At 37.6% G+C, this 11,992-nt stretch carries 10 protein-coding genes; 2 read left to right on the forward strand and 8 right to left on the reverse strand.

Annotation, left to right across the window (positions count from 1 at the left end; all coding sequences use genetic code 11):
• Positions 1–9 precede the first annotated feature (9 nt).
• Together NY607_RS18580 and NY607_RS18585 are read left to right on the forward strand one after the other, a co-directional pair.
• A complete protein-coding gene (locus NY607_RS18580; protein ID WP_237900818.1) occupies positions 10–1,125 on the forward strand; it encodes a GerAB/ArcD/ProY family transporter in 1,116 nt (371 codons plus the stop codon).
• Positions 1,118–2,242 carry a Ger(x)C family spore germination protein gene (locus NY607_RS18585; protein WP_237900816.1) on the forward strand — a complete coding sequence of 375 codons (1,125 nt, stop codon included), beginning with the start codon at positions 1,118–1,120 and terminating at the stop codon, positions 2,240–2,242. The genes NY607_RS18580 and NY607_RS18585 overlap by 8 nt, the downstream gene beginning before the upstream one ends.
• On the opposite strand, the gene NY607_RS18590 is transcribed toward NY607_RS18585, so the two are convergent.
• The 8 genes from NY607_RS18590 to proS all read right to left on the reverse strand — a co-directional run bounded on the left by NY607_RS18590 (position 2,243) and on the right by proS (position 11,858).
• Complete coding sequence (locus NY607_RS18590; protein WP_237900814.1) at positions 2,243–3,193, reverse strand: nucleoside hydrolase; 951 nt, start codon at positions 3,191–3,193, stop codon at positions 2,243–2,245.
• Positions 3,194–3,337: 144 nt separating this feature from the next.
• A complete protein-coding gene (locus NY607_RS18595) occupies positions 3,338–6,508 on the reverse strand; it encodes an ATP-binding cassette domain-containing protein (protein ID WP_259420134.1) in 3,171 nt (1,056 codons plus the stop codon).
• Between the two features lie 103 nt (positions 6,509–6,611).
• Complete coding sequence (locus NY607_RS18600) at positions 6,612–7,022, reverse strand: SRPBCC family protein (RefSeq protein WP_259420135.1); 411 nt, start codon at positions 7,020–7,022, stop codon at positions 6,612–6,614.
• Positions 7,019–7,345, reverse strand: coding sequence for an ArsR/SmtB family transcription factor (locus tag NY607_RS18605; RefSeq protein WP_237900808.1), 327 nt, complete (start codon positions 7,343–7,345; stop codon positions 7,019–7,021). The genes NY607_RS18600 and NY607_RS18605 overlap by 4 nt, the downstream gene beginning before the upstream one ends.
• A gap of 303 nt (positions 7,346–7,648) precedes the next feature.
• Entirely contained in the window at positions 7,649–7,876 is a 228-nt protein-coding gene (locus tag NY607_RS18610) for a hypothetical protein (protein WP_259420136.1), read from the reverse strand.
• Between the two features lie 469 nt (positions 7,877–8,345).
• Complete coding sequence (locus NY607_RS18615) at positions 8,346–9,032, reverse strand: Dph6-related ATP pyrophosphatase (protein WP_131520231.1); 687 nt, start codon at positions 9,030–9,032, stop codon at positions 8,346–8,348.
• A 14-nt stretch (positions 9,033–9,046) separates the two neighbouring features.
• Complete coding sequence (locus tag NY607_RS18620) at positions 9,047–10,120, reverse strand: hypothetical protein (protein ID WP_259420137.1); 1,074 nt, start codon at positions 10,118–10,120, stop codon at positions 9,047–9,049.
• A 301-nt stretch (positions 10,121–10,421) separates the two neighbouring features.
• The gene (gene proS, locus NY607_RS18625; protein WP_259420138.1) at positions 10,422–11,858 is read right to left on the reverse strand and encodes a proline--tRNA ligase; all 1,437 of its coding nucleotides are present in this window, start codon (positions 11,856–11,858) and stop codon (positions 10,422–10,424) included.
• Positions 11,859–11,992 lie beyond the last annotated feature (134 nt).

Below are 11,992 nucleotides of genomic sequence, written 5' to 3' on the forward strand. Positions count from 1 at the left end.
GTGAAATAAATGGCAAAACCTATACAACTTAGCCCTAAAGATATGATTAATGCTTATTTGCTTTTTTTTGTGGTACACGGTGCTCAAATTGGGGTAGGTATACAGGGATTTCAACGCATTATCTATCAAGATGCTAGACAGGATGCATGGATTTCTGTTCTACTGGCTGGGATTGCCACACATCTTGTTACATTTTGTATGATTAAAACGTTAGAAATTTATAGCTCTGATGATCTTTACGGAATTCAAATTGATATTTTTGGTAAATGGATTGGCAATTTTTTAAATGCAATTTATGTCATCTATTGCTCCGTAGCGTTCTTTTCAGTTTTACGAAATTATATTGAAGTGATACAAGCATGGATTTTTCCTAGCATTGAGACCTGGTTCCTGTCAGCAACTTTATTAATGATTATTATCTATGCCTTTACAGGAGGGCTTCGTGTCATTGTAGGCGTGTCTTTTTTTAGTATCATTCTCTCCTTATGGATTCTTCCAATGTTAGTATTTCCGATGGAATACGCTTCAGTAGATAGTCTTCTCCCTATTTTAGAAAATGATATTCGCTCCATTTTAAAAGGGGCACAATCAATGACCTTTACCATAATCGGCTTTGAAATTCTAAACGTGATTTACCCCTTTGTAAAAGACAAGAAAAAAATCAGAAAACCTGTTCATTTAGGACTATTAGCTACAACCATCATTTATTTAGCCGTGATGCTGGTGTCCATTGCTTATTATAGTGAGGGCAAGCTATTGAAAACGATATGGGCAACCTTGACATTATTTAGTTTTATTAGCTTCCCCTTTATGGAACGCTTTGAATTTGTGGCGGTTTGTTTTTGGATGCTAATCATTTTACCGAATCTATGTCTATACTTATGGGCTGCGTACCGCGGAGCAATTCGTTTATTCCCGATAAGTGAAAAAAAGTTTGTTTGGCTCTTTTCATTCATCATTTTAATTGGAACAATATTGGTTCAAACACGTACACAGATTAATACAATTAACACGGTGTTTGGACAAATTGCCTTTTACGTAATCTTTGTCTACCCTATTTTACTTTGGCCAATAGCACGACTAAAGAAGAACTTCACATCAAAGAAGGTGAAAAAGAATGAATAAACTTAGAGTAAGATGGATGATTCTTCTATCCTTTGTTTTTTTATATGGATGTGCACAAACCAATATTTTGGATAAAGTTGGATTAACTACTTTAGTCGGCTATGATGTAGGAACAGAGGATAAAATAAAGACAACAGCTGTTATTCGTGAAGTAAATCCCGAATTTCAAAGCAATGTGGAAGTTCTGTCTACAGAAAACGATACGAGTAAAGGAAATCGGATGGAAGCCAATCGTAAGCTTTCGAAAAAAATCATGGTTGGTCAAATGAGAGTCATCCTATTTGGAGAGGAATTGGCAAAAAAAGACCTTCGCTATTATATTGATACAAACCTAGAAAATGCTAGTGTCAGCAATGGAATCTTTATGGCTATTGTGGAAGGTGAAACAGAAACATTACTGAAATACGAATATCAAAATATTGAGGATATTGGGCAGCATATTTTTAGGTTAATTGAACAAAATGTCAAGCAGGAATATATGATTTCCTCTACACTTCATCAAATTGCCCATGATTTCTATTCATCTGGGAAAGATTTCGCCATGCCTATTATTAAAAGAGATGACGAGCTGGTTGAATTAAGTGGTGTAGCTCTCTTTAAAGGTAGCAAAATGGTCAGTACCCTTCCAGCTAAAGATAGCTTTTACGTAAAGATTGTTAGAGATACCTTTAAAGTAGGTTTATATGAAACCGTTCTGGAAAATGAAGATGTACCTTCCGAGATTCTTCAAAAGCCTGCCAATAAAATAACGGTAGCCTTTGATGCAATCCATTCCAATCGAGAAATGAAGTTAGTTGATGCGGATACACCAACATTTGACCTGAACGTCAAAATCAAATCAAGAGTATTAGAGGTGTACCCTGATATCAATCAAGGGGATCCAAAAAGTGTGGCGACACTGGAAAAAGCAATCGAGAAAAAATTATCAAAGGAAATACGTAGAGTGATTGCTCATAGTCAGGAAGTTGAGTCTGATATTTTTGGCTTTGGTGAGAAATATCGAAGCGAAGTAAGACATTCTAAGCTAACAAAGGAAAAATGGCAGAAACTATATAAAGACATGAAGGTAAATGTCCATGTTGATTTTACAATTTTAAGGGATGGTGTTTTTGAATAACTAGTGAAATGGTTGCCCTGTCATAACCGATAAAAAGTTTTGGAAAAAATGTTCATAATGAATATCAAAGGCAATACGATGCTTTTTTTCGCCATTATTATTTTCATAAGGTCTTGTCTCGGCAATACTTTGCCCCCTTGCAGGTCCTTCTAACTTGTCGACAACGGTTACAGGATAGGACTCATAAATAAACATGTCAGGATAAATAACGGCCATTAGTGTTAACGCATCATGCACGGGACTTCCTAGAAGTGAGGGGTCCCGTTCTTTGTAAAAACGTGTATAGTATTCCATTAAGGGCTTTAGAATTTTTGTTTTGCCAAAGGAGTCAATATAGTCCACCATCCCAGGTGTGACAATAGCCTTTTGGGTCGCATTTAAAGGGATGATTGTCACATTCGTTGCATAGGTAAGCACAATCTGAACGGCAAAGGGATCACCATGGAAATTCGCTTCAGCCACTGTTGTTACATTACCTGGGACCCAGAATGCTCCACCCATAATATAAAATTCCTTGATATTTTTCATAAGCTCTTTATAAAGGATAAACATCGTGGCTAGTGAGGTTAATCGCCCAATATTGACAATAATTAGCTCATCATGCTTATACCTTTCAATAATGTTGACGATTTCAAAAAAGTTCTCGATTTTTAATTCGTGATCATCTTTTGGGATGATGGGTCCAAGACCTCGTTCACCATGAATTTCTGGGTAATAGGTCGGCTGCTCTCCTGTTAAGGGTACTTCTGCTCCTAAAATCACAGGAATTCCTTGAGGAAAGTCGAACAATTTCATGACATAATAAATATTGGATACCGCATCCTCTCGCGATACATTGCCATAATCTGCAACGAGTCCCACAATTTCTATTTCTTGATTAAGCCGTGCATAGATCAATGCCACCGTATCATCAATGCCAATATCCCCGAATAACAGCACTTTTTTTACCAAACCATGTCCTCCCTTTTACTACCATTACTGTTATCTTTATAGTAATCAAAGATGACACGAATTATGAATTTTTGTGGAAAAATGAGTGAGTAATTCTAGTCCAACGAAAGAAACCCATATGCCGAAGCATATGGGTTTGATGATTTAGTGATTTGATTGGAGGAACTGATAGACGGCCATCATTTCCTGCTTATTCAATTCGCGTATACGATTAAAAATAGGAATATTGGCAACGGCCTCAAGATGGGAGCCCTCTGTAACAACATCGCTTACAGTACCAGTTAGCCATGTTTCCACATCAATGCCATCAACGATTTGCTGGCGTCCCTCCTCATTAATGCCACTTGCGCCACAGCTTACACAGGGCACGGTTAATTTATGGACTCCATCATGCAGTCCATCTTCAGAGAGCACCTTTTTCCCTTTACAGAATGGACAGGAATGACTGGCTTTGACTTTATTGATTTGGGTAACGATTTTCTTGTAGCCAAATGCTTCATATACATATGTTAGTTTTTTATATTTACCATTCGTAAAATATTGATCGATGATGGTTTCTCTTGTCTCCTGTATATTGGCAAAATCACAGATGGTCACTTGATTTTTATGGCTGATGCGCTCTAGATTATCTTTGATTTTGGCCCAAAAAGGAAAAGCATTTTGTAGTACGATTTCATAGCCGACAAAGCTTGCTAGCTCTAATTCCAGCATTTTTAGGGATACCTGTGTTTCCCTTGGCAATAAGGAAACATCCTGTAGCAGTGACATGTCTCCGCCAACGATGGCTTTGATTTTTTCTAGTTGTGGTAAGTTGCCTACAATGTTGATGACTTCATCAAGCGGTTGGCGAATTAAGTCACGTATATCTGTGTCCCCAAATCGTAATTTCTTTTGGTGGTTGAGTACAGTCCCATGACAAATTGGGCATGGTACCATTTCTCTTGTTTCCTTCATTTGCTCTTTAATAATGGATTTTGAAATCACGATATAACGACCAATGATAAAATTAAAGCCCTCCCATTTTTTCGAGGATTTCGTTGCCTTATCATAAAAGGACTTATCCCAATAACCATATAAAAATGTATGCTTTTCTTCCTCAGTCATATCATGATAGCTTTTACTAATGTCCTGACCCAGCTCTATTTTAATCTGCTCAAAGAGAAATTCTAATTTAGAATGTTGATAGTATTTTAAAACCTCCATTATATCGGGATGTAGTAGGCCGTCCCAAAATGGCACGTTTTTGTCTTGTACCACAAGATCAAAATCGAATTTTTCAATTTCCAATCGACCAGAGCAGCTAGGGCAATGATTTTCTTGGCTATAAAAATCAAAGCTTCTCGTATCCTTATTTGTTGGATGAGCAGCCACAATATGATTGATTAGGCCACCTATTTCATACAGGAAGCTATATTGGCTATATAAATGTCTTTCTAAATCAATGGCAACAACTGGGGCAATTTTGTTCGATTCATATTCACCGTAAATCAGACGAGCCATGGAAGATAAGCTTTTTAAGATGCCACCCTTATATATATTTTCCGCATTTTTGAAATAGCTAATATGGTTGTCTTCTAAGTATTGAATGCCCTTCCTTAATGCGAGTGTAGATGTGATTTGTAATGGAGTTGAACCCATTGAATGAATATCCTGATTAAAATAATCTTCATGGCTAACTACATTTAGATGTGTTACAGGCTCCTGCTGTCTTTTACCGAAGTCAACAACAAAATCAGAGCTTTCCAGCATATAGGCATTATGCTCAATCATGATGATGGAGATAGATTCATCATCTAGGATGTCCCTGACACTATCGATGAATTGGTTTAAAATGTTCTGAGATAGTCCTTTAGAAGGCTCATCAAAAATAAATAATGTATGGGGATTACGAGCGTTTGCAAATAACTCTGAGACTAAATGCACACATTGGAATTCACCAGTCGATAGAGATTGCGTTTTTCTCTCAAGCGTTAAGTAGCCTAGTCCAAGCTTAATCAATAAGCTTAAGCGTTTATGTGCGATATCCTCATTAGGTAGTTCGTTGATTATATCTTCAATCGAGCGCTGGAAAATATCATCAATGTCCTCACTATATTTTGTTAGTTTCTTTTTAATATCAAGGAATGTCGCGACAGTGGAACGACTCGTAATGGATTGGTTACGATCTTGCCCAACCATCACGAGTTTGTCCTTTGGATAGCGTTTGATAAAATCTTTAGCAATACACTCATTAACAAGCGTTGATTTCCCACAACCAGACTCTCCTGTAAAGGTAACAAGTCGATTTTGTGGAATGTCTATTGCATCCATTTGGATATTACGGCAATATAAATCTCGGAATTGATAATAGGATGTTGGTGCTGCTGGATTTCGTTCCCAAAAGATAGGCTTTGGTCGTGGAGATTCTTCAACGATTTTTCCTCCGTATTTTCCACTACCTGGTCCAAAGAATAGATGCTCGTCTCCCGTGTCTAACACAGTATCAGAATGATCAATCAACCAAATTTGGTTTTTAGCGCCTAGCTGTTGTATTTGCTCTAAAATTTTTAGTAAGGTGTTATGGTCCAGACCCACAGAAATTTCATCAACAATAATCACGGTGTTTTCGCTTGTTGCCATGAATTCTGCTAAGTACAGCCTTGTTAATTCTCCACCTGATAAAGTCCCCATAATACGATTTAAGGTTAAGTAGCCAATATTCATTTGCATAATATTATGCAGAATATGCTGTTTTTCTTCACTGATATTTAATTCTTTTGATAAGGAATAGATGGCCTCTATACTTAAATGATGAATATCAGAAATACTATAGAGTTCATTCCATAAAGTGATTTTATACTGCTCCACTTCTGGACTATAGCGCTTACCCAAACATTTTTTACATTCTACATTTTTTGTCGTGCCTCGCCCCTTACATGCAGGACACCAGCCTAACGCATTGTTAAAGGAAAACATCTCTGGCGATAGCTGAAACTCATCTGCCAATCGATTACGAATTTCTTTAAAAACACCTGTATGTGTACCAATTGTGGAACGTGGATTGCTAGAGATTGAGGATTTTCCTAGAAAAAGTACAAGGGGCATGTCCTCCATTTTGATGGCACTGAAGTTCGTTTCCATAATGTTTGGAAACAAATATTGATATTCAGCCTTTGGCAATAAAGAAACAAGACGTTTTTTGGATTCTTCTCCAATCGTTTGACAAAATGTCGTCTTCCCTGAACCAGACAAACCTGCTATGGCTAAAGATTGATCGTCGGATAAAACGACATCTAGACGGTTAATATTATTGGCAATTAGTTCATTAATTTTCATTTAGTTATCCTTCCATTTAAGAAAATTAAAAGATGGGACTGAACATGAAAGAACACAATTCTTGCTACGGAATTGCGCTCTTCTTGCTGTTATTTAATTTATACTACGCTAATACTTTTTCAAGCTGTGCACTCATATTTGTCCAAGCATATTTTGCTCCCTCGATTGCACCTTGACGTGCCTTTGTTTCTTCGCTGAAGCCACCTTGATCAAGATGAAGCTGTGTCGTACCATCTGCTACCTGTGTTAATGTCCATGTAACTGTTGTTGTTTCGCCAGCACTTGTCCAAGTATAAGATAATTTGTGAGGCTCTTCCACTTCCAGTACCTCACAGTCTACAATACCGTCCCACCATTCATTTGGTTCAGCACGGAATTGGAATGTATGTCCTACAATTGGTTGGAAGTCATTGTTCCAGATCCATTTTGCTAGTGTATCTGAGTCTGTTAAAGCATGCCATACTTGTTCGATGGAACTTGTAAATTTAAAATCTAATGATACATCTGGTTTCATTTTTTTTCCTCCAATAATAGATGTAATTGCGCGATTCTTTCTTTCCAAAAACCTTCATAAAACGATACCCAATCTTGTATTTCTTTCAATGGAGCTGCATTCAATCGATATCTCGTCTCCCTACCTTCCTTGCGTGCAAGAACAAGGCCTGCATCTTTTAGAATGGCTAAATGTTTCGAGACAGCAGTACGCCCCATATCAAATTGAGCGGTTAATTCGTGAAGCGGTAACTCATCTACCTCTGCCAATAAACGGATCAACTTTCGTCTTGTTGGGTCAGCAATGGCTACATAAACGTCACGCTCTTGATGATTGTTATTCAAAACCACCACCCTTTCTAATAGGACACTGATTGGTGTCTTAATTATATGACACCAAATAGTGTCCAGTCAAATACTATTTTGGTCAAAGTGGTAGGAGTTCTATACCTACAAGGAAAACTAGCTAAAATACAAAAAAGTACAGAGGAGGAGCCTATGTACTTTCGGGTAATTATTCATTTATTACAGATATTCCACGTTCGTAGCGAAAGACAAATAATATTTTATAGCAATGTTCAGGGATATGAACCATTGTTGAATGAAACCATATGCCTTTTACCTCGAAATAGTTGAAATGTATTACTCCTAATCAACTTGTTTCAATATATTTTCAATAGTTGTTAAACGTTTATTTATTTCTTGAATCTGCTGCTGTTGCAATTGAGCTGTTTCTTTCTCTATTTTTAGGCGTTCCTCTGCAAGGCGTTCCACTCGTCGAAAGACACTGATAACAAATACAAAAATAAAAACAAGTACTAGAAGTGGAAGTAAACCAAAGAACGCTGAAAATATGGAAAGTGATGTTGATGACATATGATAAGACTCCTTTCATAAATTAATGATTTTCAAAGCTTACTCCTTTCTGTTTTTATCGGGTATATCGTTAGCAACTTCAGTGATGAAATCTGAATTTATCGTCAGTCTGAAAGGATTTAGTGTATAGTACTTCATCGCTTTGCCACTATCAGAAATTTGGTGATAGCCATTGATTGGGCTTCCTCTAACTTCTGTAAATGTAGATAAAGTAACAGTCTACTTATCCCTATTCTCTCGCAAGTTGGCTAACATATTGTTTTTCTTGATGAAGAATAGCAAAATAATATTTAATCGATAAGCATTTGACAAAAATCCAAAAACCGTTAATAATTCATCAAATCACCTTTTAATGTATTTTTCATCTGTAATAATTTTATTACAGATGAAAAAAATAACAATATGCCTTAAAAGAAAAACCCTTATTGACATGAATTGCGCATTCCAATAAAGGTTTTCTGATGTGAATTTATGCTAGCTCTAAGGGTAAAAAGGCGTAGTCTCCATCTCTTATAACGGAACCTTTACGCACCGCAATTGACTGCTTGAATAGAGGGCCATCAATGACGGTCGTATGGAATTCGCCGCCTTCTCCGCATGGGTCAATGCTACGGGCTTCAAGCTCCTTTACATATTCAGGGGTAAGCACTCGCCCTAAATCGTCCTCCGTCATGCCCAAGGATAGGTTGACCGTGACAATCATTGTAATAAATCCTAAGTGAATAAATTCATCGACAGCCTCACGATGGTTCATCTCCCACAATGGCATGCCTAGCTTTAAACCTACCTTTTTAGTGACTTTATCGTGCCAGCAACCATGTGCAGGCATATCTAAGTCTCCTGTTACTAATACTTCAGCTCCCTGCTGCTTTGCATTTACTAATAAACCTACAAATACTTCTTCATAATCCGCCCAGCTTGCTGCAGCCGTATAGACTGGCAGCCCAATAGAGTCAGCTTGTGCCTGGATAAGCGCAGGTGGCATCCCGTGGGACCTTGAACGTTTCCCTTCTTCCTCTAGCATCACTATGAGCCCCATTGCTTGGCCCACCTGTGATGCTTTATATAAAGCTAAAACACTATCCTTGCCACCACTAAATGAAGCAATAAATGTGCGATTTTGTGCATTCATTTTCCAGCCTGTTGTGTTGGTCATTTCCTTGTCTCCTTTTACTGTTCATCAAGATATATGCTTCTAGCATCCTCGTCAAAAAACTCTATAATCGTTGGATAATGATGAATGTTAATATTAGCCTCTTTTAATATCTTTTGCATAAAGATGGTATCGACAAAAATTTTATTGATAATCATTCTACCTATTGATGGTAAGTCATGGAAATACGCTATTAACTGAATAAGGTCATCAAAGTGAAAAGTCAAAATATAAGTGACATAATTCTGTAATAGCATACTAAAGCAATGCTCATGATAAGGATTCGATTGATGATCGCATAGAAAGCTATGAAGCAATTGATAGAATGCCTTATTATTTTGATTAAACATATGTAAAAAATCATCTACATTATTAATTAGATGTAGGTACTCTATGCCATCTTCAAAAGGCATAACGAGTCTTTTTGATTTTCCTTCGATGCTTCTCAAAAGTTCGATTGTCAGCTTCTTGCAAGCATTTATCTCATGTGGTGTTAATAATGTTCTGTCATGCTTATGCTGACAAATATAATCATGATAATGAGAAAAATATTGCTCCATATTGATATTCGTTTTAGCATGAATTAAAGTTCCTTCTTTGAACGAAAAAGCATAAAGTGTTTCCTCGTTCACTGGATGGCTATACAGATAGAAAAAGAATAAAAAGTCCTTTAACTGTTGTTTCTGCTCTTTGCTGAGTATCGTGACATGCTCTAATTGAGCAAGTTGAAAGAAGCAATAGTTTTTCATAAAATCATTCATTTTGTTATACGGGTTCCGTGGAATTATTCTAGTCGTTGCATTTATTGTGTAGAGCAAATAATAGCAAACTTGCTCATCATAAACATCTAGCTGCTTGAAACAAGATGTAAGCATAGGCTGCCAGTCTGGCTTTTGCACATAATGTGGATTTTGTGGTTGAAATGCCTCTGCCCATTCCAAAAATGTCCCCTGTTCGTGATCAATAAAAAAGAGCTCTGCGCTAGTATCTTCTAATAAAACATATTCGAAGTCCTTCATTTGAACAGCTGGTAAACCCTTATTAAATTTGATATTAAGGTAGTGATCAAATACTTCTTGTAATACTGTCATTCATATCCCCATTTCTTTAGGATTTTTCAGAAGCAAACGTCCCTTTATTTTATCACAATCATGATGAGAACTTGGCGATAGATGCTAAGGTGGAACACCATTATGAGTGATTAAGACAGCTCGTTGGATCAATGCCTATTTGGAGGTTATCTGGAGGAGCCATGGAGAAACAAGAGTGAGAATTTTGACTATCTAAATGGAAATAAAGTCTTTTTAGCAGAACATCAAAAGCCCGAACTAAATTATAAAACAACCTAGTGTGCTTCATAATTGTTCGGGCGTTCTGTTCATGCTTTGTTAATTAATATGCTTGTGCAAACCAAACTGTATGTTTTGCTTCATTTCCACAGCCAATACATGTGGTTTTCGTTGTTGGTGGATTGAATGGAATATTGCGAGATGTGTATTTTGTTTCTTCCTTCACTTTTTCCTCACATGCATCCTCGCCACACCAGCCAGCAAGCACCCAGCCTGGGATTGTGCCATTTTCTTTTGCTGTGTCAATGTGCTGTTGTAATTGTGAGAGTGTGTCAATTGTTGTGTGAGCATTTGCTTCACGGAATTGACGAGCTTTTTCTAATAAGCGCGTTTGCATGGTTGTTAATTCTTCTTCAATAGCTGTGATGATTGTAGCTAAATCAACAGTTCGTTTTTCTTCTTCATCACGCGCTTTCAGTAAAGCTTGCTTGTTTTCTAGGTCACGTGGCCCTAATTCAACACGCACAGGCACGCCCTTTAGCTCCCATTCATTGAACTTATAGCCTGGCGATTGGTCTGAATCATCCAAACGTACTCGAATACGCTTCGCTTTTAAGGCTGCAAAAATCTCATCTAAATGCTCCATGATTTGAGGGTTCTTTTTCCATGGTCCTACTGGAATTAAAACGACTTGCGTTGGTGCGATGCGTGGAGGTAAAACAAGTCCCTGCTCATCACCATGCACCATAATAACTGAACCAATTAAGCGTGTAGATGTACCCCAAGATGTTGTGTGTACGTATTCGTGCTGGTTCGCTTTATTTAAATACTTGATATTAAAGGCTTCAGCAAATTTTGTTCCTAAATAATGGGATGTTCCTGCTTGCACAGCCTTGCCATTTTTCATCATTGCCTCAATAGAATACGTATCGACAGCACCTGCGAAACGTTCAGAAGGTGTTTTTTGTCCATCATAGACAGGAATTGCTAGCACCTGTTCTACTACTTCTTTATAAATGTCTAGCATTTGCATTGTTTCCTGCCGAGCATCTGCTTCATCCACGTGCGCTGTATGCCCTTCTTGCCATAAAAATTCTGATGTCCGGATAAAAGGCAGTGTTTTCTTTTCCCAACGGAAGACATTTGCCCATTGGTTGATTAGCACTGGTAGGTCACGGTAGCTTTTAATCCAATTAGAGTAAAGATGACCAATCATCGTCTCAGATGTTGGACGAAGGGCTAGCCGTTCTTCTAATTGTTCCCCTGCTGCCTCGGTTACCCAAGGAAGCTCAGGTGAGAAACCTTCGATATGATCCTTTTCCTTTTGAAAGAAGGATTCAGGGATAAGCATTGGGAAATAGGCATTACGATGTCCTGTCTCTTTAAAGCGACGATCCATTTCCTCCTGAATATGCTCCCAAATTTCATAGCCGTCTGGCTTAAAGGCGATACAGCCTCGAACAGGTGTATAATCCATTAAATCGGCTTTTTGGATGGTCTCGATATACCATTTCGAAAAATCTTCTAGTTGTTTTGACATGTGTTCTCCTCCAATTTTGTTAAATGAATACTTGTTCAACCCGTATAAAGATTTAGCTGAAGCAAGAAAAAAGCACAAAGCTGTCCTCTGAATAAGGACGTCTTTGTGCTGGAATGACGTGGTACCACCTTGAT

Source organism: Lysinibacillus sp. A4 (assembly GCF_024919535.1).
Taxonomy (GTDB): Bacteria; Bacillota; Bacilli; order Bacillales_A; family Planococcaceae; genus Lysinibacillus; species Lysinibacillus capsici.